Genomic DNA, 25,544 nt, shown 5'->3' on the forward strand with positions numbered 1-25,544 from the left:
CGCACCATCGCACCATCGCACCATCGCATTCACCGCGCCGACATGAAATCAAACAGCTTCGCGACGTCGGTCGTCAGCACCGTGTCGGCCTTCACGCCGACCCACAGCGTGCGCGTTGCCCACGCGTCGTCGAGCTTCACGACACCGAGCCGCGCCGCGCGCTCGCCGGTCACCGCGTCGCGCGGCAGCACGCCGATGCCGAGGCCGGCCTCGATCATCCGGCTCACACCGTCGAAATTCGATACCTGGATCCGCAGCTTCAGCGAGCGCTCGGCCGCGAACGCGGCGTCGGTCATCCGCGCGAGCAGCGAGCTGCCGTCGCTCAAGCCTACGTAGTCCTCGTCGAGCGTATCCGCGAAGCGGATGCTGTCGCGCGCGGCGAACCGGTGCGTGCGCGGCACGAGCAGCACGAGTTCGTCGCGCCGGTACAGCCGCCGGTCGATGCCGGGCGCCGGCACGTTGTCGGCGAATACGCCGAGATCGGCCTTGCCCGACGCGAGCGCGTCGACGATCTCGTGGCTCAGCCGCTCCTCGAGACTGACCTTGATGCCGGGGTGGTCGGTGAGGAACGCGGCAAGATCGGCGGGCAGGAACTGGACGATCGCTGACGTATTGGTCCACACGTGGATATGGCCGCGCACGCCGGCGACATAGTCGCTCATCTCGTGCGCCATCCGGTTCACCTGTTCGATCACCTTCGCCGCATGATCGAGCAGCGCGCGGCCCGCGGGCGTCAGCTCGACGCCGCGCGCATGCCGGACGAACAGCGCGCTGCCGGTCACGCTTTCGAGTTCGGCGATGCGCTTGCTGACCGCGGACAGCGTGAGCTGGCCGTGTTCGGCCGCCTTCGTCAGGCTACCGTGCTCGGCGACGAGCGCGAACACGCGCAGCGACTGCAGATCGAAATGAAGCGGGTTCACCATGTCGTGGAATCCTGGAAGGCCGTGCCGGGGTATGCCGTCAGCGCGCCGGCCTGACGCCGATCATACGCCGGGCCGTGCGCGTGCGATATGGCGGGATATGGCCCGGCTAGCGCGGCGCGATTGCATGCAAGGCGTCGAGCATCGCGCCGTCCGGCGTCGCGAGATCGTCGAGCACCGCGAAGTGCTGCATGCCGCGCAGCCATGTGCGGACGATCCGCTCGCCGGCGGCTTCGCACGCCGTCGCGTAGACGTCTGCTTGCCGGATGAGTTCGGGCAGTTCGGCGTCGCCGACCGCAATGACGGTCGGGGCGCCGGGCCCGATGTGATGCAGCGGACTGTATGCGTCGACTTCGCGCGCGGTGAGCTGCAGCTTGTCGTTCAGGCAGCACAGCGCGATCGGTTCGAGATCGACGAGCGGGCTGATCGCGAGTGCCGACACGACGGCCGGATGCGCGCGATGCATGGCCGTCAGGTGGCCACCCGCCGAATGGCCGCTCAGGTAGATCGGCCGCCCCGCGGTGCCGAGGCCGTCGCGGTCGGCCGCGAGATGGTCGAGCAGCGCGCCGATCTCGCCGACGATATCGGTCATCGTCGCGACCGGCGCGAGCGTGTATTCGGCGAGCACGACGTCGTAGCCACGCGCGAGCGGCCCGCTCGCCGCATACGCGAAATCCTCTTTCGTGCAGTGCTGCCAGTAGCCGCCGTGAATGAACACGAACAGCGGCGCGTCGGGCTGTCCGCACGGCAGCCAGTCGAAGCGCTGCGCGGGTTGCGCGCCGTAACGCAGGTCGCGCCGGCCGGGCGTTGCCGCGTACAGCGCCGCGCTGCGCGTCTGGCATGACGCCAGCAACGCGGGGAAATCGGGAACGGCCTTCGTGTTCAGGTACGCGGCGTCGAGCGCCGTGCGGTCCATGCCGCGATAGAGGATCGTCATTCGGAAAGTGCCTGGATCGGGTTGCGGATGCGCGCGGCCGGTGGGTTCCGTGCGCGGCGAAGGCGGCGGCCGCGCCGACGCCGTGGCGCCATTATCCGCAGCGCGGCCGCGCACGGCTATCCCGAATCGGCGGGCGCGGCGCCTGCGTGTCCGCTTTCGGCGAAGGATTGTGGCGGCGTGCGCGCAGCGTGCCGGTGCTCGCGCGGCCGGTCAGATCGGTTCGGAGATTTCGATCAGGTTCAGGTCGGGATCGCGCACGTAGACCGAGCGGATCTTCTGCGTCGCGCCCGTGCGTTCGACGGGCCCTTCGACGATCGGCCAGCCGACGCGCCGCAGGTGCGCGATCACGTCGTCGAGCGGGACCGACGCGATGAAGCACAGATCGAGCGCGCCCGGCACCGGTACGTGCGCTTTCGGCTCGAATTCCGCGCCGCGCACGTGCAGGTTGATCTTCTGGTTACCGAAACGGAACGCGAGCCGGCCCGCGCCGAAGGTGTCGAGCTGCATCTGCAACACCTCGGTGTAGAAATGCTTCGTCCGCTCCGGATCGACGCAGGTCAGCACGAGATGATCGAGGTGGTCGATCAGCGCCATGGGATTCGCTCCTGTTTCTGTTGACGTTCACGAGAAAGCGCGTTGCGCGGGCATGTCGCAGGTATCGGCGCGCGGGGGCGGATGAAGGTCCGAGCGGCGCCCGGCCTTCAAGATCTGGCTCGGCACGTCGTGCCCGATCAGCGCGGGCAGCCGCGCCGACGCGGCGAGCACGGCCACGAGGTCGATGCCCGTATCGTAGCCGTCGAGTTCGAGCATGTGCACGAGTTCCTCGGTGCACGCGTTGCCGGTCGCGCCCGGCGCATACGGGCAGCCGCCGAGCCCGCCGAGCGACGCATCGAAGCGGTCGATGCCGGCGTCGAGCGCCGCGAGCGTGTTCGCGAGCGCCATCCCGCGCGTGTTGTGAAAGTGCAGCGTGAGCTGCGACGCCAGGAAGCGCTCGCGTGCGCGGCGCGACAAGTCGCGCACCTGCGACGGAAACGCCATGCCCGTCGTGTCGCACAGCGTGAAGCCGTGCACGCCGAGATCCGCGAAGCGCTGCATCCACGCGAGCACCGTTTCGGCCGGCACGTCGCCTTCCATCGGGCAGCCCATCGCGGTCGACAGCGACACGTTGATCGCGACACCCGTGCCGCGCACCGCGTCGATCACGTCGCGCAACTGCGCGAACGACTGCTCGCGCGTCATCCGCAGGTTCGCGCGGTTGTGGCTCTCGCTCATCGACATCACGAGGTTGACCTCGTCGACGCCGCACGACAGCGCGCGCTCGGCGCCGCGCACGTTCGGCACGAGCACCGTATAGACGACGCCCGGCGCGCGCGCGATGCCGTGCATCACGGCTTCCGCGTCGCGCAGCGCGGGAATCGCCTTCGGCGACGTGAACGACGTGACCTCGATCTTCGCGTAGCCGCAGGCGCTCAGCGCGTCGACGAGCGCGATCTTGTCGTCGGTGTCGACGAACGCCGCTTCGTTCTGGAAACCGTCGCGGGTCGCGACTTCGTGAATATGGAGTCGTTGCGGATGGGGGTTCATGTCTTCGTCCCGGTGGTCGTTTCAGATCACGCCGCGCGTGCGCCAGTCGTCGCGGGTCGCCGCGTCGATGCCGAGCGATTCGAGCACCGCATCGGTATCCGCGCCGAGCGCGGGCGCCGGCCGCTCGATGCGCCCGGGCGTCGCGTCGAGTTTCGGCACGATGCCCGGCACGAGCACCGGGGTGCCGTCGGGCAGCGCGGCGTCGACGATCATGTCGCGCGCACGGTAGTGCGGATCGGCCGCGATGTCGGCCACGTCGTAGATGCGCCCGGACGGAATGCGCGCGTCGTTCAGCGCGGCGAGCACGTCGTCGAGGTCGTGACGCGCGCTCCATTCGCCGATCGCCGCATCGATGCGCGCGACCTGGGCGACGCGCCCGTCGTTGTGCGCGAGCGCCGGATCGTTGCCGAGATCGGGCCGGCCGATCAGTTCCATCAGGCGCCGGAAAATGCTGTCGCCGTTGCCGGCGATCAACGCGTACCGGCCGTCGCGGCAGCGGTACGCGTTGGTCGGTGCGATGCCCGGCAGGCTGCTGCCGGCCGGCTCGCGCACCGCGCCGAACGCCGCATATTCGGGCAGCAGGCTTTCCATCATGTTGAACACCGATTCGTACAGCGCGACGTCGACGACCTGCCCCTTGCCGCCCTGCTGTTCGCGATGCCGCAACGCGAGCAGCACGCCGATCACGCCGTGCAGCGCGGACAGCGAATCGCCGAGCGAGATGCCGACGCGTACCGGCGTGCGTCCCGGCTCGCCGGTCAGGTGGCGCAGGCCGCCCATCGCCTCGGCGATCACGCCGAAGCCGGGGCGGTCGCGATACGGGCCCGTCTGCCCGAAGCCCGACACGCGCAGCATCACGAGCCCCGGGTTGATCGCGGACAGCGCGTCCCAGCCGAGCCCCCAGCCTTCGAGCGTGCCGGGCCGGAAGTTTTCGATCAGCACGTCGGTGTCGGCGACGAGGCGGCGCACGACGTCCTGCCCTTCGGGCGTGCGCAGGTCGAGCGTGAGCGAGGTCTTGTTGCGCGACTGCGCGGCCCACCAGACCGACGTGCCGTCGTGCAGCAGCCGCCATTTGCGCAGCGGATCGCCGACGCCGGGCGGCTCGACCTTGATGACCTCCGCGCCGAATTCGGCGAGCATCCGGCCCGCGAACGGCCCGGCGATCAGTTGGCCAAGTTCCAGCACGCGGATGCCGTCCAGGGGGCGTGTCATGACCGTCTCCGATGAAATCGTGTTGTCGATGACGACGATCATGACGGCGTTCGCGCGTGGCGAAAATCGATCGATGGTCAACCAGACTTTCCGAAACGGAAAGGCGGACGACGGCGCGAGCGCGGTATCGGCCAGGTGTGACGCACCAGCCTTTCCATCCGGGAAAGCACGCTCCCGCAACGGTCAAACGGCGGCGCGCGCGCCGCGCGCAAAATCGGATCCGTTCCGCGCCGCCGGGCGCCTGTCAGCGAGACCTGCCATGTTTTCCGTTTCTTCTCCCGCGAAGATCGTGTTCCTCGATCGCGCGACGCTGTCGCCGCAGACGGTGCTGAAGCCGTTTCCGTTTCCGCACGTGGTGCAGACGTTCGACCGGACGGCCGCGCACGAAGTCGCGGCGCGCATCCGCGATGCGGACATCGTCGTGACCAACAAGGTGCGGCTCGACGCGACGGCTCTCGCCGACGCGCGGCGGTTGCGGATGATCGCGATCGCCGCGACCGGCACCGATATCGTCGATCTCGATACATGTGCGGCACGCGGCATCGTCGTGAGCAATATTCGCGGCTATGCGATGCGTACGGTGCCCGAGCACACGTTCGCGCTGATCTTCGCGCTGCGCCGCAGCCTCGTCGCGTATCGCGACGCGGTACGTGGTGGGCGCTGGCTCGACAGCGGGCAGTTCTGCTTCTTCGATCATCCGATTCGCGACCTGGCCGGTTCGACGCTCGGGATCGTCGGCGACGGCGTGCTCGGGCATGCGGTGGCCGCCATCGCGCGGGCGCTCGACATGCGCGTGTTGTTCGCCGCGCACGACGACGCAGCGGGCGACGGTTATGCGCCGCTCGACACGCTGCTGCGCGTCAGCGACGTGATCACGCTGCACTGTCCGCTCACGCCCGCGACGCGGCATCTGATCGACGCACATGCGTTCGCGCGGATGGCGCGCCGGCCGCTGCTGATCAATACCGCGCGCGGCGGGCTCGTGGACGAAAGCGCGCTCGTCGACGCGTTGCAGTCGGGGCAGATCGCGGGCGCGGGATTCGACGTGGTTACGCAGGAGCCGCTGCCGGCCGCGCATCCGTTTCACGCGATCCTATCGCATCCGGCGTTCATCCTGACACCGCATGTCGCATGGGCCAGTGACGAAGCGATGCAGGCGCTGGCCGATCAGCTCGTGGACAACGTCGCCGCGTTCGTCGGTGGCGAGCCGCGGCATGTCGTGTGATACGCGCAGACATGCACAAACAGAACGGCCCCGCTCGATTGCTCGAAGCGGGGCCGACCGGATGCGGGGCTGCTTATGCGGGCGACTCGGCACGTAACGGGTTCGTGCATTCGCCGCTGTCTTGCGGCCGGTTTCCGAATACGTGACGAGACGACTTCAGGGCATTGAGACCGGCAGTGACGTCGCCCAAGCCCGAAAAGCGGAAAGCCGGCTCAGTAAGCGGACATCTCGACGCAAGGGTCGACCTTGGACGGCGAGCAGATGACCGAGTACTTGGCGCTCTCGCGCATCAGCGCTTCGCCTTCGTGCAGTGCGATCCTGATCTCGGGGTGACGCTCGTACGCGAGGAAGGCCGAGCACACGACGGCGGACATCACGACGAGGGAAAACACAAATTTTTCAAGGGTTTGGAAGCGTTCAGGCATGGGATGACCTTTCTCTCATGGCCGGAATTATACCTTGAGATAAGGGTTTTCCCTATAACCCTGGCTGCATACCGAGGATGCGTTCAAACGAGATAGGCGCGATGCTCGCGCCCTTTTTTATCGGGAAAAAGCAGCAGTGCGGTCCAGGCTGGCCGCCCTCGCGTCACTTCGCCGCCGACGCGCCGCTCGCCGCATTGCCCGGCCAAGCCTTGCCGATATGGTCGATCAATGACTTCGCGGTGCCCGTCACGAGCGCCGCATCGACGCCGGACGTCTGCCATGAGCCGTCGGCCGCCTTCACGAAGGTCAGGTTCGCGCGCGACGGCGAGTAATCGGCATTCCGCCACGTGACCACGACGTCGCACGAGTACGTGCGGTCGCCGAGCTTCTTGCAGTCGCCGTCGGGTTTCGCCGACACGACGTCGGCCGACACGGGCAACGGCTGGCCGAACAGCGCGTTCAGCCCGCCGTGGTTTTCGGCCTCGAGCGCGCGGCGCACGGCGGCGTCGACGTCGCTCGATCCGGGACCGTCGTGGAGCAGATTGCAGGCGGCCAGCAGCGTCGAGGCGCCGGCGAGTGTCAGCAGCGTTTGAAACTTCATGGATATTCGTCGATCGGGTGAACGCCGCGTAGTCTGCAACGTCCGCGTATCGTGCGCGGTATCCATTTGTAACCAATTGCACGGCGGCCCGGCGTGTCCGTTGCCGCCCTCGCCTACTGCCGCTCCTGCTTCACGCGGCTCACGAGCTGGGTCGGACTGACGAACTGCAACGCGATCACGACCCACACGAGCGTGATGGCCATGTAGATCATCGCCATCGCGTCGATCGACTGCGGCGCGCGCACGCCGGTCGAGAACACCGCGTAATACAGCGCGACGACGAGCGTCTGCGTGCTCGGCCCCGCGGTGAAGAACGTCAGTTCGAACATCCCGATCGTGCGCACCAGCACGAGCAACCCGGCCGCGAGCATGCCGGGCACGAGCAGCGGCAGCAGCACGTAGCGGAAATAGCGCGACGTGTTCGCGCCGAAGATACGCGCGGCGGCTTCGAGGTTCGGATCGATCTGCTCGATGAACGGCGTCATCACGAGGATCACGAACGGCAGCGCCGGCACGAGATTCGCGAGGATCACGCCCGGCAGCGTGCCCGCCAGCCCGATCTTGTACATCACGGTCGCCATCGGAATCCCGTAGGTGACGGGCGGCACCATCAGCGGCAGCAGGAACACCAGCAGCGCGAAGCGCTTGCCGCGAAACTGCACGCGCGCGAGCGCATACGCGGCCGGCACGCCGAGCGCGATCGACAGCAGCACGACCGCGCCGACGACCTCGACGGTCACCCACAGCACGCTCGCAAGCTGGAAATCCTCCCACGCCTTCGCATACCAGTGCAGCGTGAAGCCCTGCGGCAGCGGCGTGCCGAACCAGCGCGTCGCGACCGAGTTCACCGCGACGGTCGCGATCAGCAGCATCACGTTCAGCAGGAAGAATGCCATCAGCCCCCAGACGAGCGCCTTCCATGCGCGGCCGGCGAGATTGCTTTTCATCCGGTGCGGTTCCCTTGCGTCGACGGGTCGCGCATCGGGCGCGTCGTGCTTCGGCGGCCACGTGCGAGCGGCATGATTGTCGGTCGCCATCAGCCCTTGCCTCCCGTGACCGCACCCGTATAGAAGAAGCGGCGCGCGCCGAGCATCGACGCGACCACCAGCAGCTGCACGAAGCCCATCACGATCGCGATCGCCGACGCGAGCGAATAGTCGTAGCTCTCGAACGCGGCTTCGGCCGCCGCGATCGAGATCACGCGCGTCGGGCCGGCCGGCGCGCCGAGCAGCACGGCCGACGGGAACACCGAGAACGCCTGCACGAACGACAGGCACGCGGCCATCGTGAGCCCCGGCACGAGCAGCGGCAGGTAGATCCGGCGAAACTGCTGCCACGGGTTCGCGCCGAGCGTCGCGGCCGCGCGCGCGAGCGTCGGGTCGATGCCGCTGATGTACGACAGCATCAGCAGGAACGCGAACGGAAAGCCCGACACGATCAGCGACAGCAGCACGCCCCAGTAGTTATGCGTGAGGCGCACTTCGTCGGTGTACAGGTGCAGCCCCTGCAGCGCCTGCGGAAACCAGCCGTTCGGCCCGAAATACGTGAGCATCCCGTCGGCGACGAGCACCGTGCCGAGCGTGACGGGAATCACGAGCAGCGTCGTGACGAACTTCTGGTACCGCGAACTGCGGCGTAGCGCGAACGCGACGGGCACCGCGATGCCGACGTTGAGCAGCGTCGCCGGCACCGCGAGCTTCAGCGTGACGAGCACGGTCGGCCACATCGCGGTGTCGGTGAAGAACTGCACGTAGTTCGCGAGCGCGCCGCCGCCGTTCGTCGGCTGGAACGACAGCACGAGGCCGTACGCGAACGGATAGATGAACAGCGCGGCGATGAACGCGAGCGCCGGCGTGACGAGCCACGCCTTCGCATCGCGCGGCGTGCCGCCGGTCGCGAGCGTGCTCATGCGGCCTCCGGGCGAGGTACCCCCGCGCATGCCGATTGGCGCAGCCCGTTCATTGCACGTCTCCCGCATAGACGAGCGCGCGCGCCGGCGCCACGCGCAGCCGCAGCGCCTCGCCTTGCGCGAACTCGCCGGCCACGCGCGCCCAGATTGGGCCGAACGGCGTGATCGCGCGGATCAGCGAGTCGCGGCCGCCGTATTCGACCGTCTCGACGGTCGCGTCGAACGCATTGTCGGCACCCGCTTGCGCGCGTTCGATGTCGTCGGGGCGCAGCGCGATCACGACGTCCTTCGCGTCGAAGCCGGCCATCGGCACGCCGAGGAGGCGCACGCCACCGGCTGTCACCCGAACGCAGTCGCCGGCCATCCCTTCGAGCGTGAACGGCAGCACGTTGCGATAGCCCATGAAGCGCGCGACGTGCAGGTTGTGCGGACGCGTGTAGACGTCCTTCGGCGACGCGACCTGCTGCACGACGCCCTCCTTCATCACGACGATGCGGTCGGCCATCGACAGCGCCTCGTCCTGGTCGTGCGTCACGTAGATCGTCGCGCGTTCGAGCTGCGTGTGGATGCGGCGGATCTCGGCGCGCATCTCGATGCGCAGTTTGGTGTCGAGGTTCGACAACGGCTCGTCCATCAGCACGAGCGGCGGCTCGATCACGATCGCCCGCGCGATCGCGACGCGCTGCTGCTGGCCGCCCGACAGTTGCCCGGGCAGCTTGCCTTCGTGACCGACGAGCTGCACGAGCTCGAGCGCCTGCTGCGCGCGCCGCCGCGTTTCCTGCTTCGCCACGCCGCGCATCTTGAGGCCGAAGCCGACGTTGTCGAGCACCGACATGTGCGGAAACAACGCGTAGTTCTGGAACACCATCCCGAAGCCGCGACGCTCGGGCGGCAGCACGTCGATGCGCGTGTCGTCGAGCCAGATGCCGCCGCGCGTGAGCGGCTGCAGCCCGGCGATGCAGTTCAGCGCGGTCGATTTGCCGCAGCCGGACGGGCCGAGCAGCGCGATGAATTCGCCGCGCCGGATCTCGAGGTCGAGGCCGTTCAGCGCGGCAACCTGCGCGCCTTGTGCATTGGTGAAACTGCGGCACACGCCGTCGAGCCGCAACCGTTCGAAACTGTGCTTCATGTACGCGAACTCCATCGACGCGGGCGCCCGAGCGCCCGCGGGTTCATGCGTTATTTCGATTTCTGCGAACCGATCTCGCGATCCCACTTCTGGAACGCGGCGACCATCGCCTGCGCGCTGAGCGGCTGCACGTGCGGACGATCGGCGAGCAGCTTCGCGTATTCGGGACGGCCGAATTTCCTGATCACTTCCTGGCTGTGCGCGGGCGCCATCTCGAGCGTCACGCCCTTCACCGCCGGGCCCGGATAGAAGTAGCCGTCGTCGTAGGTCGTCGCCTGCTGCGCCGGCTCGAGCAGGAAATTCATCAGCTTGAACAGCACGTCGAGCTTTTCCTTCGGCACGCCCTTCGGGATCACCATGTAGTGCGCGTCGTTGACCCACGTCATGTTGTCGAACGCCTGGACTTTGAATTCGGCCGGTACGATGCCGAGCGCGCGCGGGTTGAGATCCCAGCCGGTGACGGTCACGGTCATGTCGCGCGTGCCCTCGCCGAGCTCCTTCATCACCGCCGACGTGCCGCCCGGGTAATACGGCACGCAGTCGTTCAACTGTTTCAGGAATGCCCAGGTCTTGTCCCAACCGTTGATCGGGTCCTGCGGATTCTTGTCGCCGAGCACGTACGGCAGCCCCATCAGGAACGTACGGCCGGGGCCCGAGTTCGCCGGGCGCGCATAGATCAGCTTGTTCGGGTGCGCCTTGCACCATGCGAGCAACTGGTCGGGCGTCTTCGGCGGGTCGGAGACCTTCGCCGGGTTGTATTCGAGCAACGGGCCGGCCGGCATGTAGGTGACTTCGAGGCCGAAGCCCTGCGCCAGATCCTGCATCTTGCGCGGGCCGGGCGCGTACTTGTCGAGCACGCCGGGGAGCGCGGCTGCGTTGTCGGGCAGGAGCTTCTGCCACAGGTTCTGTTCGATGCCGGCGGCCAGCGCGTCGGTGCCCGTCAGCACGAGGTCGATGTCGGAGCGCCCCGCCGCCTGCATCGCCTTGATCTTGCCCGGCAACTGCGGCGCGGGTGCGTTTGTGAACGTGACGTTCGCGACGAGGGTCGGGTTCTTCTCCTTGAACGCCTCGATGGCCTTCTGCGTGAGCTGCAGGTTGCCTGCGACGTCGACGATGTTCAGCGATACGGGGGCCGCAACGGCCGCGCCGGCCGACAGCGTGAAGCCCAGGGCGAGTGCGATCCGGCGGACACGGCGAGCGATCGGGGTGGTGTTCATGTCTCCTCACTTCGGTCGGTGGATGGGACCTTTCTTGTCAGGAAATCATGACGGCGTTATACGATGTCGGTCAACAAAAAACCACGGGATGCGGGGCGGGACTTTCCCTGACAAAAAGCTTCCGTTCGTTGACGAATTGCGCGGTGGTTGATTTTGTGGGCGGTTGTGCCGTCGCCTGGCACGGTGTGTTAGGACGTCGTATCTCGGGGGGGGCGGCGGGCATCGAGCCGTATGCGGTCCGGCGGCCGACGGACACGCGTTGCTCGCCGTGTCTTGCGGCACTGTGAACGACGCCGGCCACGGCTACCGTGTCGAACAACCGGCGGCCGACCGACCCCTGCATCGATTTCCCGGATCGGCTACAGTGGGCGCTTTCGGCGCGCTCCGCTCCGCCGCCGAGCCGTGAACCGTGCGCGAGCGCGACGGCACGGGCGGAGCGCGGATCATTCACTTCGACGAGCGAACCTTCATGCCCGATCTGTCCGCCTTCCCGATCACGCAAAAGTGGCCGGCCCAGCATCCCGACCGTCTCCAGCTCTACTCGCTGCCGACGCCGAACGGCGTCAAGGTGTCGATCATGCTCGAGGAAACCGGCCTGCCGTACGAGCCGCACCTCGTGCGCTTCGACACGAACGACCAGTTGTCGCCCGAATTCCTGTCGCTGAACCCGAACAACAAGATTCCGGCGATCATCGATCCGAACGGCCCGGACGGCCAGCCGCTGCCGCTGTTCGAATCGGGCGCGATCCTGATCTATCTCGCGGACAAGACGGGCCAGCTGATCCCGAAGGATCTCGCGGGCCGCTACGAGACGATCCAGTGGGTGATGTTCCAGATGGGCGGCATCGGGCCGATGTTCGGCCAGGTCGGCTTCTTCCACAAGTTCGCCGGGCGCGATTACGAGGACAAGCGACCGCGTCAGCGCTACGTCGACGAGTCGAAGCGCCTGCTCGGCGTGCTCGACGCCCATCTCGCGAACCGCCAGTGGGTGATGGGCGATACGTACACGATCGCCGATATCGCGATCTTCCCGTGGGTGCGCAACCTGGTCGGTTTCTATGAGGCGGGCGATCTGGTCGGGTTCAGCGAATTCCGGAACGTCAAGCGGGTGCTTGATGCGTTTGTTGCTCGTCCGGCTGTCGCGCGGGGGCTTAATATTCCGGCGCGGGGTTGATCGGTTACGCGGGCGCACCACGTGCGGCCCGCGCCCTGCGACCTGCGACGCCCGCCGCATTGTGCGGAGGGTTTTTTTGGGTCATCGCGAATTTTCGGGGAACGCTGGGAAGACTGTCGGTCTTCGGCCAGGAGCGGACTAGTCGACAACCGTTGCGCAAAGCGGCCATTGGCGTCGTCCGCAATCGTGAAGAACAATCGAAAATGAACTTCTCACAGTCGGATTGTATTGAAACCACCCTATGAACATCGATCGTTCTCGCGTCTACGATTCGTCGGATGACTTTTTTTCCCTCGATGGAAGCATCGTGATGAAGCTTTCTACCGACGCGGCAATTGCAGTTTGTGAGCGGGCGGCCCAACACGGCTTGGTTGTCGCTCGAATCGAAGGCGGCATATGGCATTTTCCTGGATTCGAAGCGAGGGTCGATTGCATTTGGGATGGTGCTGATCCTCCTATTGATCTGAGCGCTGCGGAACGAAATAATCAAAGGGCAGCCGAGTTCATTAGATCGGAGAGCCCGCCGCACGATGTTTTCTTGATGACGGCCCCGCCGATGACAGGTTGGAAATCCAGACAACCACAGGGCTTTTGACGCCCCCATGATGCATTTCGGCCACGCAGATTTACACCCAGGTCACGGTCCCGCTCATTCCACGGTAAACGTCCGTTTTGCCAAGACGTCCAGGTCCGCTTCGGGTCGGCAAGCGACGCCCACGAAAATTCACGAAGAAATTTTTTGCCCGCCGCGTACGTTCCATCACGCATTCTTCAACGCGACGTCCCTTCCCCCCCTTCCGGCGCCCCACCTTCCAGCCCCGCCAGCAACTTCCCCAGCAGTTCCGACAACTGCGCCTGCTCCGCCGCCGACAACACAGCCAGCACCTCGCGCTGATTATCGATATGCGCACCAACCGCCTCATCGATCAGCGCCCGCCCCGCATCCGTCAGCGCGACGAGCGTGCCGCGCCCGTCGGCCGGGTTCGGCCGACGCTCGACCCACCCCGCCTTCTGCAGCCGGTCGATGCGCGCGGTCATCCCGCCCGACGACATCATCAGCGCGTCGTACAGCGCGGTCGGCGTCAGCGCGAACGGCGCGCCACTGCGCCGCAGCGTCGCGAGCACGTCGAATTCGCCCGGCTGCATGCCGTAGCGCGCGAACAGCGGATTGAGACGGTCCCGCGCGATCACGAGCGCGGCTTCCTGCAGCCGCCCCATCACCACCATCGACGTTGCGTCGATATCCGGACGCTCGGCGCGCCATTGCGCGAGCGCATGCTCGGCTCGATCCATTAACCCTCCTCGGCTCACCAGTTATCTTGACGTCAAGATAACTCGCCATATATCTTGATGTCGAGATACTTTACCGGAAAAACGCGCGGCGTCTCGCTGACAGCCGCGCACCGATATCGAGGGCCTTGCAATGAATCGCTTCACTTCCCCCGGATGGCGGCTCGCCGCGATCGTGCTCGTCGGGCTGAACCTGCGGCCGGCGCTCGCCGCGGTCGGCCCGTTGCTCGACATGATCCAGCGCGCGACGGGTATTGGCGACGGCGCGGCCAGCCTGCTGACGACGATCCCGATCCTGCTGATGGGGCTCGGCGCGCTGAGCGCGCGGCGGCTGCAGCGCATCACCGGGATCGTGGGCGGCGTGTGGCTCGGCGTCGCGTTGATCGGGCTGGCCTGCGCGTCGCGCGTCGGTGCGCAGCACGCATGGCTGCTGCTCGCGAGCGCGTGCTGCGCGGGCGTCGGGATCGCGATGGTGCAGGCGTTGTTGCCCGGCTTCGTGAAGGCGCATTTCGCGACGCGCATCGGCGGCGCGATGGGCGTCTATTCGACGTCGATCATGGGCGGCGCGGTGCTCGCGAGCGTCGTCGCGCCATTCGCCGCGGCGCGCTGGGGCTGGCTCGCCGCGCTCGCGGGCTGGGCGCTGCCTGCGGCGCTCGCCGCACTGGCGTGGCCGCTGGCCAGCCGCGGTGGCGACGCGCTGGCCGGCGGGCCGGCGTCGGTATCGAATGCACGGCCGACGCGTTCGCCGCGCGCATGGCGGCTCGCGCTGTTCTTCGGCATCGCGACGGGCGCTTACACGCTCGTGCTCGCGTGGCTGCCGCCGTACTACATGCGGCTTGGCTGGTCGCCGACCGTGGCCGGCAGCTTGCTCGGCGGCGTGACGCTCGCGGAAGTCGTCGCGGGGCTGACCATTTCCGCGACGATCGACCGCCTGCCCGATCGCCGGCCCGCGCTGCATGCGGCGATCGCGTCGCTGTTCGTCGGCTTGCTGGTGATGCTGGCCGCGCCCGACGCGCTCGCGTTGCCGGCCGCGCTGCTGCTCGGCGCGGGGATCGGCGCGCTGTTTCCGCTGTCGTTGATCGTCACGGTTGACCATGCGGCGACGCCGGCCGATGCCGCGTCGCTGACGGGGTTCGTGCAGGGCGTCGGCTACCTGGTCGCAGGCTTGTTTCCGTTCGCGGCCGGCCTGGTGCGCCAGCATCTTGCGGACCTGACGCCCGCGTGGATCGCGATGGCGTGCCTCTGTGTCGCGCTGTTCGCGCTGGCGGCGGGGTTTGCGCCGAAGCGGGTGCGACGCATGGCGCGGGCCTGAGCGACGCCGCGGGCCAGCGGCGCGGGCGCGAGTGCGTTCAGCCCCCGCTCGCGTACAGCGTCGAATCCGCGAACCCTTCGGCGTCGAGCACGCGCCCGATCAGGATCAGCGCGGTGCGCTCGATCTGCGTGCCCTGCACCTTGTCGACGATGTCGGCCAGCGTGCCCGTCACGCGTTCCTCGTCGGGCCAGCTAGCGCGATAGATCACCGCCACCGGGCAATCGGCGCCGTAATGCGGCAGCACTTCGTCGACGATACGCGCGAGATGGCGCACGCCGAGATGGATCGCGAGCGTCGCGCGATGCGCGGCGAGCGCGCCGAGCGCTTCGCCTTCCGGCATCGTCGTCTTGCCCGCGAAGCGCGTGAGGATCACCGTCTGCGCCACGCCGGGCAGCGTCAGCTCGACACCGAGCGTCGCCGCGCACGCAGCCGTGGCCGTCACGCCCGGCACGATTTCGTACGGAATCCCGAGCGCTTTCAGGCGGCGGATCTGTTCGCCGATCGCGCCGTACAGCGACGGGTCGCCGGAATGCACGCGCGCGACGTCCTGCCCTTTCGCGTGCGCGGCGGCGAGCAGCGCGACGATCGCATCGAGGTCGAGCTCGGCCGTGTTGACGACCTGCTCCGCGCAATGACCGTCGAGCACGGCGGCCGGCACGAGCGAACCCGCATACAGGATCACCGGGCACATGCGCACGAGGCGCTGGCCCTTCACCGTGATCAGCTCCGGGTCGCCGGGGCCCGCGCCGATGAAGTACACCGTCATCGAAAATTCTCCGTCAATTCGTAGGATGACCGCTGCGTCGCGTCAGGCGCGCGCGGCCGGATCGAGTGCGTCGATGAGCGCCGTGACCGAGTCGAATGCGCGGTCGGCATCGGGCAGCGGCGGCCGACGCAGCATCACGACCGGCAGCCTGCGTTCGCGCGCGACGTCGAGCTTGGCCTCGGTGGCCGCGCCGCCACTGTTCTTGCTGACGACGACGTCGATGCCGGCCAGCGCGAATAGCGCGCGCTCGCCGTCGGGCGTGAACGGCCCGCGCGCGGCGATGACCTGCGCGCGGGCGTTGCCGGGGTGCGCATCGAGGCAGCGCACGAGCCAGAACTGGTGCGGCGGGATCGCGTCGAGATGCGCGAGCGGCTCGCGGCCGAGCGTGAACAGCGGACGCCTGAACGGCGCGAGCGCGGCCTCGATGCCGGCCCAGTCGTCGACCATCCGCCAGTCGTCGCCCGGTTGCGGCGTCCACGGCGCGCGGCGCAGCGCCCATAGCGGCACGCCCGCGTCGCGCGTCGCCGCCGCGGCGTTCGCGCTGATTTGCGCGGCATACGGATGGGTCGCGTCGATCACGAGGCCGATGCCGGCGTCGCGAAGATACGCGGTCAGCCCGGCTGCGCCGCCGAAACCGCCGACGCGCACGTCGCAGCGCAAATCGTCGGGCGTCTTGCCAAGGCCGGCGAGACTATAGACATGATGCGGGCCGAGCGCGCGCGCGATTTTCAGCGCATCGCCGGTGCCCCCGAGCAGCAGGATGCGCGGGCTCATCGCGCCTCCCCGACGAAGCGGCCCTGTCGATCGATCGCGAACATTTCGACCGCGACCGACGGCGGCACGATGTCGCGCGCGACCCGCAGCGCGTGCGCGCAGACCAGATCGCCGAGCGGCACGCCGTCGGCCTGCGCGAGCTTCAACGCTTCCTGGCTCGTGTTCGCGGCGCGCATCGCGGCCTGCAGCGCATCGCTCGCGCCGGCTTGCGCCGCCCACTGCGCGAGCAGCGGCAGATCGATGCTCGAATGGCGGCTGTGCAGGTCGAGATGGCCGGCCGCGAGCTTGCTGAGCTTGCCGAAGCCGCCGCACATCGACAGGCGCGCGACCGGCGCGCGCCGCAGGTGCTTGAGCACCGCGCCCGCGAAATCGCCCATCTCGATCAGCGCCATGTCGGGCAGATGGTAGTGCGCGCGCATCGCATCCTCGCTCGCGTTGCCCGTGCAGGCGGCGATGTGCGCGATGCCATTCGCTCGCGCGACGTCGATGCCCTGATGAATCGACGCGATATAGGCCGAGCACGAAAATGGCCGCACGATGCCGGTCGTGCCGAGGATCGACAGCCCGCCGACGATGCCCAGGCGCGGGTTCATCGTCTTCAGCGCGAGCGCCTCGCCGCCTTCGACGCCGATCGTCACGTCGAAACCGCCCGTGTAGCCGTGTTCAGCGGCGAGCGCTTCGAGGTGCGTGGTCATCATCTGGCGCGGCACCGGGTTGATCGCCGGTTCGCCGACCGGCAGCGTGAGCCCCGCACGCGTGACCGTGCCGATGCCCGGCCCCGCATGAAAACGCACGCCGGGCGCCCCCGCGAGCGCGACGCGCGCGAAGATCAGCGCGCCGTGCGTGACGTCCGGATCGTCGCCGGCATCCTTGATCGTGCCGGCTTCGGCGCCGTCGGCCGTGACGCGGCAGAATTCGAGCCGCATCATCACGCGCTGTCCCTTCGGCAGCACGATCTCGACCGCGTCGTCCGCGTGACCCGCGAGCAGCAGCCGCGCGGCCGCGAGCGACGTCGCGGTCGCGCAGCTGCCGGTCGTGTAGCCGAAGCGCAGCGGCGCGGGCTGTTCGGGGGTTTCGTCGCGCATCACGCGTCCGCTGGGTTCGACGGGTTCGCCCTATTCGACGAACCTGCCGCGTCGGCCGCGTCTGTCGCGTCTGTCGCGTCGGGCTTGCGCCCGTCGTACAGCGTGACCGGCAGCGGCTGCCGCCACGTGTCGAAGCGGCCGAGCGGTTCGGCGTGCGCGAGCGACACGCGCGTGAGCGTGCCGCCGTGCGCATCGCGCCACGCGGCGAGCGCCATCTCGCCTTGCAGCGTGACCGCGTTCGCGACCAGCCGTCCGCCGGGTTTCAGCGACGCCCAGCACGCGTCGAGCACGCCGGGCGCCGTCGCGCCGCCGCCGATGAAGATCGCGTCGGGCGCGGCGAGCCCCGCGAGCGCATCGGGCGCACGGCCCGCGACGAGTTGCAGGCCCGGCACGCCGAGCGTATCGCGGTTGTGTTCGATGAAGCGCTGCCGCTCCGCATGCGCTTCGATCGCGATCGCCTGGCAGGATGGATGCGCGCGCATCCATTCGATGCCGATCGAGCCGCTGCCGGCGCCGACGTCCCACAGCAGTTCGCCGGCCGCGGGCGCGAGGCGCCCGAGCGTCATCGCGCGCAGGTCGCGCTTGGTGAGCTGGCCGTCGTGGCGGTACGCGTCGTCGGGCAGGCCGGGCGTGAGCGCGCGGCGCGGCGCGTCGGGGCCCGCCCGGCAGTCGAGCGCGACGAGATTGAGTGCGGCGGTTTCGTCGATGTTCCAGTCGTGCGCGAGGCCGTCGATCCGCCGTTCGAGCGGGCCGCCCAGATGTTCGAACACGCTGATGCGCGTCGGCCCGAAGCCGCGGGCGACGAGTTCGGCCGCGGCCGCGGCCGGCGTACGGCCGTCGGCGCTCAGCACGAACAGCCGCCGGCCCGGCAGCAGGTGGCGGCCCAGCGTCGCGAGCGGACGCCCGACGAGCGAGACCGCGCCGACGTCCTGCAGCGCCCAGCCGAGCCGCGCGGCCGCGAGCGACAGCGACGACGGCGCGGGCAGCACGCGCCATTCGTCGGGGGAAAGCGCGCGGGCGAGCGTCGCGCCGACGCCGAACAGCATCGGGTCGCCGCTTGCGAGCACGCACACGGGCGCGCCGCGGCGCGCGAGCAGCGCCGACAGGTCGAACGGCGACGGCCATGCTTCGCGCGCGGCGCGCAGCCGCGCGGGCAGCATGTCGAGATGCCGTTTCGCGCCGACCACGTGCGTCGCATCGAGCAGCGCGCGCCGCGCGTGGCGTCCGAGCCCCGCGTAACCGTCGTCGCCGATGCCCACTACCGTCAGCCACGCCGTCATGCACCCTTCCCCATCGTTCGATTCCATCGTGTCGCCGCACGGCCGTGAAAGCGCCGGTGCCGCCGTCCGCATTGCAAAAAACGGCATGGTACCGTGTTCCACCCGGCGTTTCATCTGCCGGCTTGCCCGCTCCCGACCGTTGCCCGCTTCGCCGGCCTCGAACGGCCGGCCGGTCGCGAATCGCGGCCGAAATCGGGTATCCTACGGCCGTTCGTTCGCCGGTGCCCTTCGGGGCCGAAGAGGGAACACAGGGCGCACCGCGCGCCGCTGTGGCTGCCCCCGCAACTGTAGACAGCGAGCCGATCTCCCCCTCATGCCACTGGTTTCACCGGGAAGGCCGGGAGGCGGCGCCGACCTGTCAGCCAGGAGACCTGCCGGCCAGAAAGTGCGTGCGTGCCAGTCGGCGTCGGGCGGGGTGTACCGATGCGTTGGCCGTGGCGCCACACTGTTCCGGTATCCCGTTGAATTCCGCCCCCGATTCGATTCCTGCGTCGCCCATCGTGCGCCCGTCGGCTTGCCCGGGGCTCGTGCGCGTGGTCGCGGCCGCCGACGGCGGGCTGTGCCGGATCAAGCTGCCGGGCGGCCGGCTCGACACGCGCCAGGCGCGTGCGATCGCCGCCGCCGCGCGCCTGCACGGCTCCGGCGAGATCGATGCGACCAATCGCGCGAATCTCCAGTTGCGCGGCATTCGCGACGGTGCGTCCGATGCGCTCGCGCGCGCGCTGCTCGAAGCAGGGCTCGGCCCGCGCACAAGCGCCGGCAACACCGCCATCGATGCGGCCGCGCTCGCGGCGAGCGACGACGTTCGCAACGTGATGCTGAGCCCGCTCGCCGGGCACGACCCGGCCGCGCTCGTCGATAGCCGGGCGCTCGCCATGCCGCTGCTCGACATGCTCGCGAGCGAGCCGCGCCGCGGCGAACTGTCGCCGAAATTCTCGATCCAGCTCGACGGCGGCGAAGCGGTCGCGGCGCTCGATCATCCGCACGACGTCTGGCTCGCCGCGTGGCGTCGCGGCGATGGCGCGGTACGTCTCGCGGCGGGGCTGGCCGGCTGCCCTCCGGTTGCGCACGACGACCGGCCCGCGTCGGTCGACGTGTCGATCGATCAGGGCGTCGCACTGGTCCGCGCACTGCTGCTCGCGTTCCTCGATCTCGCGCCGGCCGACGTCACGCGGATGCGCGCGTTGCTGTCGATGTGCGGCGAACGCATGCTGCTCGAGCGCGCGCAACACTATCTGCCGTTCCCGCTCGCGGCCGATCCGACGCTCGCCGGCTGGCGGCGCACGCCCGCGGACGCCGCGTTGCGTTTCGGCGCATACCCGTCGCGCGACGCGGCACGCTGCAGCATCGGCGCGCAATTCGCGCTCGGGCGGCTTGACGCGGCGCAACTGGAGCGGCTCGCCGCGCTGGCCGAAGCCGACGGCGACGGCACGCTGTCGATGACGCCGTGGCAAGGCGTGTTCATGCACGGCGTATCGAACCAACACGCGGCTGCGACGCGCGAAGCACTCGCGTCGCTCGGCCTCGTGTGCGCGGCGTCCGACCCGCTGGCGACGCTCGTCGCCTGCACCGGCAGCGCGGGCTGCGCGAAAGCGCACGCCGACACGAAACGCGACGCGCTTGCACTCGCCGCGCGCATCGGCCATCCGCTCGACGTGCATCTGACCGGTTGCGAACGCCACTGCGCGCTACCGCACGCTGCCGTGCATACGCTCGTCGCGGTGGCGCCCGAACGCTACGACCTTTATCGGCGCGACGCGGCCGCGGGCCTCGGCGCCCTGCTCGCGCGCCGTCTGACGATTGACCAGGCCGCGGTCCGCCTCATGGACGCGCGGCACAGCCAGGACACCACCGATGCTTGACTACATTCGCGACGGGCAGGAAATCTACCGTCAGTCGTTCGCGACGATCCGCGCCGAGGCCGACCTGTCGCAGGTGCCGCCCGATCTCGAGAAACTCGCGGTACGCGTGATCCATGCGAGCGGGATGGTCGACGTCGTGTACGACCTGCGTTTTTCCGCCGGCGCCGGCACGGCCGGCCGCACCGCGCTCGCGACCGGCGCACCGATCCTGTGCGACGCGAGGATGGTCGCCGAAGGCATCACGCGCGCGCGGCTGCCCGCGGCCAACCGCGTGATCTGCACGCTCGGCGAGCCGCAGGTGCCCGATCTCGCGCAACGCCTCGGCAACACGCGCTCGGCCGCCGCGCTCGAACTGTGGCGTCCGCATCTCGCGGGCAGCGTCGTCGTGATCGGCAATGCGCCGACCGCGCTGTTCCACCTGCTCGACATGATCGACGCCGGCGCGCCGCGCCCCGCGCTGATCGTCGGTTTCCCGGTCGGCTTCATCGGCGCGGCCGAATCGAAGGCGGCGCTCGACGCCGACAGCCGCGGCGTGCCGTACGTCACGCTGCTCGGCCGGCGCGGCGGCAGCGCGATGGCCGCCGCCGCGGTGAATGCGCTCGCGACGGAGGTCGAATGACGCGCGCGCGCGGACGGCTGTTCGGGGTCGGGGTCGGCCCCGGCGATCCGGAACTGATGACGATCAAGGCGCTACGCGTGCTGCAGGCGGCGCCCGTGGTCGCGTATTTCGTCGCGAAGGGCAAGAAAGGCAACGCGTACGGCATCGTCGAAGCGCACCTGCTCGACGGACAGACGCAACTGCCCCTCGTCTATCCGGTGACGACCGAGGCGCTGCCGCCGCCGCTGTGCTACGAGACGGTGATCGCAGATTTCTACGACACCGCGGCCGAGATCGTCGCCGCGCACCTCGATGCAGGCCGCGACGTCGCGGTGATCTGCGAAGGCGACCCGTTCTTCTACGGCTCGTACATGTACCTGCACGACCGTCTCGCGCCGCGCTACGACACCGAGGTGATCCCGGGCGTGTGCGCGATGCTCGGCGGCACGGCCGTGCTCGGCCAGCCGCTCGTCTATCGCAACCAGAGCCTGTCGGTGCTGTCGGGCGTGCTGCCCGAGCACGAACTGCGCGAGCGGCTCGCGCGGGCCGACGCGGCCGTCGTGATGAAGCTCGGCCGCAATTTCGACAAGGTGCGGCGCGTGCTCGACGAACTCGGGCTCGCGAAGCGCGCGCTCTACGTCGAGCGCGCGACGATGGCGAACCAGCGCATCGTGCCGCTCGACGAAGTCGATCCGATGGCGTCGCCGTATTTCTCGCTGCTCGTCGTGCCGGGGGAAAAATGGCAAGGATGACGACGCCGCCCGCGATCGTGATCCTCGGCGCGGGCGCGCTCGATACCGCGCGACGTATCCAGGCGCGTTATCCAGATGCCCTCGTGCACGGTCTCGCGTCGCGCGTCGACGCCGACGTGCCGTTCGACGAACTCGGCCCTCACCTGCGCGAACTCTATGCGCGCGGCTTGCCGATCGTCGCGCTGTGCGCGGCCGGCATCGTGATCCGCTGCCTCGCGCCCGCGCTCGCCGACAAGGGCGTCGAGCCGCCGGTGCTCGCGGTCGCGGAGGACGGCTCGGCCGTCGTGCCGCTGCTCGGGGGGCTGACCGGCGTCAACGTGATCGCGCGCGAAATCGCCGAATGCGTCGGCGTCGCGCCGGCGATCACGACGAGCGGCGAACTGCGCTTCGGCGCGTGCGTGCTCAATCCGCCGGAAGGCTATGCGCTCGCCGATCTCGCGCAGGGCAAGCGCTTCGTGTCCGACCTGCTCGCGGGCGCGTCGATGCGCATCGACGGCGCCGCGCCGTGGCTCGACGACGTCGCGCTGCCGCGCGATGCCGCAGCCGCGCACGCGATTCGCGTGACGCCCGATGCGTGGCGCGGCGCGCGCGACGAACTCGTGATTCATCCGCGCAGCGTGGTGGTCGGCGTCGCCGCGAATGCCGCGCATGCCGGCGAAGCGCTTGCTGCGCGCATCGAAGCCCTGCTCGACGCACAGGGCCTCGCGCGGCTGGCGCTCGCGGCCCTCGTCGCGCCCGCATCGGCGATCGGCGAACCCGCGCTGGAAGAAGCGGCGAACACGCTCGACGTGCCGCTGCGTTTCGTCGATAGCGATAGTGACCGCGACGCGCCCGCCGACGCCACCACGCTGCTCGGCCGCGCATTACGCGTCGCCCACACGCTACGTGAAGAATCGAACGGCCTCGCGTGCGCGATCGCATCGCACCCGGTCGATCCGGCCACGCTCGGCCGCGCACGCGGCCGCCTGACGGTGCTCGGCCTCGGCCCGGGCGGCGCCGCCTGGCTCACGCCGGCCGCACGCGCGGCGCTCGCGGATGCGACCGACATCCTCGGCTATACCACCTACGTGAACATGGCCGGCCCGTTTCGGGCCGACCAGCGCGTGCACGGCACCGACAATCGCGAGGAAATGCAGCGTGCGCGCCATGCGTTCGAACTGGCGGCCGAGGGCCGGCGCGTCGCGGTCGTGTCGTCGGGCGACCCCGGCGTATTCGCGATGGCCGCGGCCGTGCTCGAAGCGCTCGATGAAGCCCGAGACCCGCAATGGGCCGCGGTCGACCTGCGCGTGGAGCCCGGCATCTCGGCGTCGCTCGCGACGGCCGCGCAGGCCGGCGCACCGCTCGGCCACGATTTCTGCGCGATCTCGCTGTCGGACAACCTGAAGCCGTGGGACGTGATCGAGACGCGCCTGCGGCATGCGGCGCAAGCCGATCTCGTGATGGCGTTCTACAACCCGATCTCGCGTGCGCGGCCGTGGCAGCTCGACCGTGCGCTCGATATCGTGCGCGTGCATCGCGCGGCCGACACGGTGGTCGTGCTCGGCCGCGACATCGGCCGGCCGGGCGCGACGCTTTCGACCACGACCCTCGGCGCGCTGCGCAGCGACCAGGTCGACATGCGCACGATGGTGATCGTCGGCTCGTCGACGACGCGGCGTTTCGCGATCGGCAACGCACGCGAATGGGTCTATACGCCGCGCTGGTATCGTTGAACGCCGCTGCGCCCGCCGGGTTGCGCATACCGCATCCCGGCGGGGTTCGCACGAATGTGAATGCGCATGCGAGCGAGCCGTTGATCGGCATGCCGGTTCGCTGGAACCGGTCCATCCGCGCGGCGGCGCGCGATCGATCGGAAAAAGTGCCCTCCGCGCGTTTCGATATTCGACCGAATCGGCAAGTTCGTTACGTATCGGAAATCGAATAACAAAAAGAAGAACACCTAAGTTTCCTATTCGACGCGAATCCTCCAAGATAGGCACGCCGCCGGCGGGACACGTGCGTTGCCCCCCGGCGACGATACGCAGGCCAGCGTATCCCTCTTCCACTTGGAGAACACAGAATGAACAACAATGTGTTGCCGCGTTTCATTCCGCGTGGGTTTGCCGCGGGTTGTCTGCTCGCGATGGCGAGCGTGTCGCACGGTGCCGGCGTCTATGCGCCGTATGTCGACGTGACGCTTTATCCAACGCCGTTGGTCGATCAGATCGGCGTGCGCCAGGGCATCCAGCAGTTCACGCTCGCATTCGTGGTCGCGGGCAACGGCTGCGTGCCGTCGTGGGGCGGCGTGCAGCCGATCGGCAACGGCGCGAGCGGCGGGCTGCTGACCGCGCTGTCCACGTCGATCGCGAGCTACCGCGCGAAAGGCGGCGAAGTCGCCGTGTCGTTCGGCGGCGCGAACGGCACGCCGCTGATGCAGGCGTGCTCGACGGTTCCCGCGCTGAAGACCGCGTACCAGACGGTGATCGACACGTACGGCCTCACGCATATCGACTTCGACATCGAGGGCGCGTCGCAGCAGGACACGGCGGCGGTCACGCGCAACTTCCAGGCGGTCGCGCAGTTGCAAGCCGACTATGCGGCGAAGGGCAAGCCGCTGCACGTGACGCTGACGCTGCCGACGATGCCGACCGGGCTCACGCAGGACGGCGTGAACGTCGTCAACGCGGCCATCGCGAACAAGACCACGTTCGACGCGGTCAACGTGATGGCGATGGATTACGGCCCCGCGAACATCGACATGGGCGCCGCCGCGATCAGCGCCGCGCAGGCGCTCTATTCGCAGCTCGACACCGCGTTCAAGTCGGCCGGCCAGCCGAAGACCAACGCGCAGCTGTGGCAGATGGTCGGCGTCACGCCGATGATCGGCGTCAACGACGTGCAGGGCGAAACCTTCACGCTCGCGAATGCGCAGACCGTGCTGAACGCGGCCGTCGCGAACGGCTACGGTTTCTTCGGCAACTGGTCGGTCGGCCGCGATCAGGCGTGCCCGTCGGGCGGCACGTATGCGTCGCCGACCTGCTCCGGCGTCGCGCAGCAGCCGTACGCATTCGCGACGATCTTCAAGAAGCTCGACGGCAAGTGGGGCGCGGGCGTCACGCAGGATCCGAACTACGGCGGCGGCTCGGACGGCGGCACGCCGCAGCCGGGCGCACCGTGGGCGGCCGGCCAGGTCTATACGGCCGGCGCGACGGTCACCTACCAGGGCACCACGTATCAGGCGCAGTGGTGGACGCAGGGCGACGTGCCGGGCCAGGCGGCCGTGTGGAAGCCGATAAGCGGCGGCACGCCCGCGTGGTCGGCGACGACCGCGTATCAGGGCGGCACGTGCGTGACGTATCAGGGCGCGAAGTATTGCGCGAAATGGTGGACGCAGGGCGACAACCCGAGCGCGGGCGGCGTGTGGGTGAAGTCGTGACGGTGCGACACACCCGCGCGTGACGTGCGGCGGGCCGCTTCCGGCGTGGCGGGACCGCACGCCGGCGACGGCCCGTT

Annotated in this window: 25 protein-coding genes and 1 riboswitch; of the genes, 9 read left to right on the forward strand and 16 right to left on the reverse strand. The window is 69.0% G+C overall.

Features of this window, described 5'->3' with window-relative positions; genetic code table 11:
- Window positions 1-29: 29 nt before the first annotated feature.
- From HWX76_RS07975 to HWX76_RS07995, 5 genes are all read right to left on the reverse strand, one after another.
- Entirely contained in the window at window positions 30-923 is an 894-nt protein-coding gene (locus HWX76_RS07975) for a LysR family transcriptional regulator (protein ID WP_089488446.1), read from the reverse strand.
- 106 nt (window positions 924-1,029) lie between these two features.
- Window positions 1,030-1,857: an alpha/beta hydrolase gene (locus HWX76_RS07980; RefSeq protein WP_050012660.1), complete on the reverse strand. Its 828-nt coding sequence runs from the start codon at window positions 1,855-1,857 to the stop codon at window positions 1,030-1,032.
- A 210-nt stretch (window positions 1,858-2,067) separates the two neighbouring features.
- Window positions 2,068-2,451, reverse strand: a complete 384-nt coding sequence (locus HWX76_RS07985; protein WP_089488445.1) for a VOC family protein — start codon at window positions 2,449-2,451, stop codon at window positions 2,068-2,070.
- 27 nt (window positions 2,452-2,478) lie between these two features.
- Entirely contained in the window at window positions 2,479-3,441 is a 963-nt protein-coding gene (locus tag HWX76_RS07990) for a hydroxymethylglutaryl-CoA lyase (protein ID WP_089488444.1), read from the reverse strand.
- Between the two features lie 21 nt (window positions 3,442-3,462).
- On the reverse strand, window positions 3,463-4,653 hold the full coding sequence (locus HWX76_RS07995; protein ID WP_089488651.1) for a CaiB/BaiF CoA-transferase family protein: 1,191 nt from the start codon (window positions 4,651-4,653) through the stop codon (window positions 3,463-3,465).
- Window positions 4,654-4,912: 259 nt separating this feature from the next.
- Between HWX76_RS07995 and HWX76_RS08000 the strand changes: the two genes are divergently transcribed.
- Window positions 4,913-5,878 (forward strand): D-2-hydroxyacid dehydrogenase, encoded by a 966-nt coding sequence (locus tag HWX76_RS08000; RefSeq protein ID WP_050012657.1) that lies wholly within the window; start codon window positions 4,913-4,915, stop codon window positions 5,876-5,878.
- 212 nt (window positions 5,879-6,090) lie between these two features.
- Here HWX76_RS08000 and HWX76_RS08005 read toward each other — a convergent pair whose 3' ends face one another.
- The 6 genes from HWX76_RS08005 to HWX76_RS08030 all read right to left on the reverse strand — a co-directional run bounded on the left by HWX76_RS08005 (window position 6,091) and on the right by HWX76_RS08030 (window position 11,159).
- The gene (locus tag HWX76_RS08005; protein WP_046545736.1) at window positions 6,091-6,303 is read right to left on the reverse strand and encodes a hypothetical protein; all 213 of its coding nucleotides are present in this window, start codon (window positions 6,301-6,303) and stop codon (window positions 6,091-6,093) included.
- A gap of 163 nt (window positions 6,304-6,466) precedes the next feature.
- Window positions 6,467-6,904 carry a hypothetical protein gene (locus tag HWX76_RS08010; RefSeq protein WP_050012655.1) on the reverse strand — a complete coding sequence of 146 codons (438 nt, stop codon included), beginning with the start codon at window positions 6,902-6,904 and terminating at the stop codon, window positions 6,467-6,469.
- A 113-nt stretch (window positions 6,905-7,017) separates the two neighbouring features.
- On the reverse strand, window positions 7,018-7,941 hold the full coding sequence (locus tag HWX76_RS08015) for an ABC transporter permease (protein ID WP_089488443.1): 924 nt from the start codon (window positions 7,939-7,941) through the stop codon (window positions 7,018-7,020).
- The gene (locus HWX76_RS08020) at window positions 7,941-8,813 is read right to left on the reverse strand and encodes a sugar ABC transporter permease (RefSeq protein ID WP_050012653.1); all 873 of its coding nucleotides are present in this window, start codon (window positions 8,811-8,813) and stop codon (window positions 7,941-7,943) included. The genes HWX76_RS08015 and HWX76_RS08020 overlap by 1 nt, the downstream gene beginning before the upstream one ends.
- Before the next feature lie 49 nt (window positions 8,814-8,862).
- Entirely contained in the window at window positions 8,863-9,942 is a 1,080-nt protein-coding gene (locus tag HWX76_RS08025; protein ID WP_089488650.1) for an ABC transporter ATP-binding protein, read from the reverse strand.
- Between the two features lie 50 nt (window positions 9,943-9,992).
- On the reverse strand, window positions 9,993-11,159 hold the full coding sequence (locus HWX76_RS08030; protein WP_050012652.1) for an extracellular solute-binding protein: 1,167 nt from the start codon (window positions 11,157-11,159) through the stop codon (window positions 9,993-9,995).
- 469 nt (window positions 11,160-11,628) lie between these two features.
- Here HWX76_RS08030 and HWX76_RS08035 point away from each other — a divergent pair, with 469 nt between their 5' ends.
- Entirely contained in the window at window positions 11,629-12,333 is a 705-nt protein-coding gene (locus tag HWX76_RS08035) for a glutathione S-transferase N-terminal domain-containing protein (protein ID WP_050012694.1), read from the forward strand.
- A 241-nt stretch (window positions 12,334-12,574) separates the two neighbouring features.
- On the forward strand, window positions 12,575-12,928 hold the full coding sequence (locus HWX76_RS08040; RefSeq protein WP_080334192.1) for a colicin immunity protein: 354 nt from the start codon (window positions 12,575-12,577) through the stop codon (window positions 12,926-12,928).
- Window positions 12,929-13,104: 176 nt separating this feature from the next.
- Here the strand turns inward: HWX76_RS08040 and HWX76_RS08045 are convergent, their stop codons facing one another.
- Window positions 13,105-13,626, reverse strand: coding sequence for a MarR family transcriptional regulator (locus HWX76_RS08045; protein WP_050012651.1), 522 nt, complete (start codon window positions 13,624-13,626; stop codon window positions 13,105-13,107).
- A 130-nt stretch (window positions 13,627-13,756) separates the two neighbouring features.
- Here HWX76_RS08045 and HWX76_RS08050 point away from each other — a divergent pair, with 130 nt between their 5' ends.
- Window positions 13,757-14,935, forward strand: a complete 1,179-nt coding sequence (locus tag HWX76_RS08050; protein WP_089488442.1) for an MFS transporter — start codon at window positions 13,757-13,759, stop codon at window positions 14,933-14,935.
- 37 nt (window positions 14,936-14,972) lie between these two features.
- Here the strand turns inward: HWX76_RS08050 and cobM are convergent, their stop codons facing one another.
- The 4 genes from cobM to cbiE are packed head-to-tail and all read right to left on the reverse strand — an operon-like array spanning window position 14,973 to window position 18,840.
- Window positions 14,973-15,701 carry a precorrin-4 C(11)-methyltransferase gene (gene cobM, locus HWX76_RS08055; protein WP_089488441.1) on the reverse strand — a complete coding sequence of 243 codons (729 nt, stop codon included), beginning with the start codon at window positions 15,699-15,701 and terminating at the stop codon, window positions 14,973-14,975.
- A 42-nt stretch (window positions 15,702-15,743) separates the two neighbouring features.
- On the reverse strand, window positions 15,744-16,475 hold the full coding sequence (locus HWX76_RS08060; RefSeq protein WP_089488440.1) for a cobalt-precorrin-6A reductase: 732 nt from the start codon (window positions 16,473-16,475) through the stop codon (window positions 15,744-15,746).
- Entirely contained in the window at window positions 16,472-17,560 is a 1,089-nt protein-coding gene (locus HWX76_RS08065; protein ID WP_176015664.1) for a cobalt-precorrin-5B (C(1))-methyltransferase, read from the reverse strand. The genes HWX76_RS08060 and HWX76_RS08065 overlap by 4 nt, the downstream gene beginning before the upstream one ends.
- On the reverse strand, window positions 17,560-18,840 hold the full coding sequence (gene cbiE, locus HWX76_RS08070) for a precorrin-6y C5,15-methyltransferase (decarboxylating) subunit CbiE (RefSeq protein ID WP_176015720.1): 1,281 nt from the start codon (window positions 18,838-18,840) through the stop codon (window positions 17,560-17,562). The genes HWX76_RS08065 and cbiE overlap by 1 nt, the downstream gene beginning before the upstream one ends.
- Window positions 18,841-19,042: 202 nt before the next feature.
- Window positions 19,043-19,234: riboswitch (cobalamin riboswitch) on the forward strand.
- 106 nt (window positions 19,235-19,340) lie between these two features.
- Here cbiE and cobG point away from each other — a divergent pair.
- The 5 genes from cobG to HWX76_RS08095 all read left to right on the forward strand — a co-directional run bounded on the left by cobG (window position 19,341) and on the right by HWX76_RS08095 (window position 25,467).
- Window positions 19,341-20,702 carry a precorrin-3B synthase gene (gene cobG / locus HWX76_RS08075; RefSeq protein ID WP_279612889.1) on the forward strand — a complete coding sequence of 454 codons (1,362 nt, stop codon included), beginning with the start codon at window positions 19,341-19,343 and terminating at the stop codon, window positions 20,700-20,702.
- The gene (locus HWX76_RS08080) at window positions 20,695-21,321 is read left to right on the forward strand and encodes a precorrin-8X methylmutase (RefSeq protein ID WP_050012644.1); all 627 of its coding nucleotides are present in this window, start codon (window positions 20,695-20,697) and stop codon (window positions 21,319-21,321) included. The genes cobG and HWX76_RS08080 overlap by 8 nt, the downstream gene beginning before the upstream one ends.
- Window positions 21,318-22,052 (forward strand): precorrin-2 C(20)-methyltransferase, encoded by a 735-nt coding sequence (locus HWX76_RS08085; RefSeq protein WP_050012643.1) that lies wholly within the window; start codon window positions 21,318-21,320, stop codon window positions 22,050-22,052. Before HWX76_RS08080 ends, HWX76_RS08085 begins: the two co-directional genes overlap by 4 nt.
- Window positions 22,049-23,764: a precorrin-3B C(17)-methyltransferase gene (cobJ, locus tag HWX76_RS08090; protein WP_176015665.1), complete on the forward strand. Its 1,716-nt coding sequence runs from the start codon at window positions 22,049-22,051 to the stop codon at window positions 23,762-23,764. The genes HWX76_RS08085 and cobJ overlap by 4 nt, the downstream gene beginning before the upstream one ends.
- Before the next feature lie 347 nt (window positions 23,765-24,111).
- Window positions 24,112-25,467, forward strand: a complete 1,356-nt coding sequence (locus HWX76_RS08095) for a chitinase (RefSeq protein WP_050012641.1) — start codon at window positions 24,112-24,114, stop codon at window positions 25,465-25,467.
- The last annotated feature ends 77 nt before the right edge of the window (window positions 25,468-25,544 follow it).

Origin of the sequence: Burkholderia sp. BCC0398 (assembly GCF_902833245.1) — a bacterium.
Taxonomy (GTDB): Bacteria; Pseudomonadota; Gammaproteobacteria; order Burkholderiales; family Burkholderiaceae; genus Burkholderia; species Burkholderia sola.

Coding starts and splice junctions, on each gene's coding strand:
- HWX76_RS07975 (WP_089488446.1), bottom strand. CDS start 923: ATGGTGAACCCGCTTCATTTCGATCTGCAGTCGCTGCGCGTGTTCGCG.
- HWX76_RS07980 (WP_050012660.1), bottom strand. CDS start 1,857: ATGACGATCCTCTATCGCGGCATGGACCGCACGGCGCTCGACGCCGCG.
- HWX76_RS07985 (WP_089488445.1), bottom strand. CDS start 2,451: ATGGCGCTGATCGACCACCTCGATCATCTCGTGCTGACCTGCGTCGAT.
- HWX76_RS07990 (WP_089488444.1), bottom strand. CDS start 3,441: ATGAACCCCCATCCGCAACGACTCCATATTCACGAAGTCGCGACCCGC.
- HWX76_RS07995 (WP_089488651.1), bottom strand. CDS start 4,653: ATGACACGCCCCCTGGACGGCATCCGCGTGCTGGAACTTGGCCAACTG.
- HWX76_RS08000 (WP_050012657.1), top strand. CDS start 4,913: ATGTTTTCCGTTTCTTCTCCCGCGAAGATCGTGTTCCTCGATCGCGCG.
- HWX76_RS08005 (WP_046545736.1), bottom strand. CDS start 6,303: ATGCCTGAACGCTTCCAAACCCTTGAAAAATTTGTGTTTTCCCTCGTC.
- HWX76_RS08010 (WP_050012655.1), bottom strand. CDS start 6,904: ATGAAGTTTCAAACGCTGCTGACACTCGCCGGCGCCTCGACGCTGCTG.
- HWX76_RS08015 (WP_089488443.1), bottom strand. CDS start 7,941: ATGGCGACCGACAATCATGCCGCTCGCACGTGGCCGCCGAAGCACGAC.
- HWX76_RS08020 (WP_050012653.1), bottom strand. CDS start 8,813: ATGAGCACGCTCGCGACCGGCGGCACGCCGCGCGATGCGAAGGCGTGG.
- HWX76_RS08025 (WP_089488650.1), bottom strand. CDS start 9,942: ATGAAGCACAGTTTCGAACGGTTGCGGCTCGACGGCGTGTGCCGCAGT.
- HWX76_RS08030 (WP_050012652.1), bottom strand. CDS start 11,159: ATGAACACCACCCCGATCGCTCGCCGTGTCCGCCGGATCGCACTCGCC.
- HWX76_RS08035 (WP_050012694.1), top strand. CDS start 11,629: ATGCCCGATCTGTCCGCCTTCCCGATCACGCAAAAGTGGCCGGCCCAG.
- HWX76_RS08040 (WP_080334192.1), top strand. CDS start 12,575: ATGAACATCGATCGTTCTCGCGTCTACGATTCGTCGGATGACTTTTTT.
- HWX76_RS08045 (WP_050012651.1), bottom strand. CDS start 13,626: ATGGATCGAGCCGAGCATGCGCTCGCGCAATGGCGCGCCGAGCGTCCG.
- HWX76_RS08050 (WP_089488442.1), top strand. CDS start 13,757: ATGAATCGCTTCACTTCCCCCGGATGGCGGCTCGCCGCGATCGTGCTC.
- cobM (WP_089488441.1), bottom strand. CDS start 15,701: ATGACGGTGTACTTCATCGGCGCGGGCCCCGGCGACCCGGAGCTGATC.
- HWX76_RS08060 (WP_089488440.1), bottom strand. CDS start 16,475: ATGAGCCCGCGCATCCTGCTGCTCGGGGGCACCGGCGATGCGCTGAAA.
- HWX76_RS08065 (WP_176015664.1), bottom strand. CDS start 17,560: ATGCGCGACGAAACCCCCGAACAGCCCGCGCCGCTGCGCTTCGGCTAC.
- cbiE (WP_176015720.1), bottom strand. CDS start 18,840: ATGACGGCGTGGCTGACGGTAGTGGGCATCGGCGACGACGGTTACGCG.
- HWX76_RS08080 (WP_050012644.1), top strand. CDS start 20,695: ATGCTTGACTACATTCGCGACGGGCAGGAAATCTACCGTCAGTCGTTC.
- HWX76_RS08085 (WP_050012643.1), top strand. CDS start 21,318: ATGACGCGCGCGCGCGGACGGCTGTTCGGGGTCGGGGTCGGCCCCGGC.
- cobJ (WP_176015665.1), top strand. CDS start 22,049: ATGACGACGCCGCCCGCGATCGTGATCCTCGGCGCGGGCGCGCTCGAT.
- HWX76_RS08095 (WP_050012641.1), top strand. CDS start 24,112: ATGAACAACAATGTGTTGCCGCGTTTCATTCCGCGTGGGTTTGCCGCG.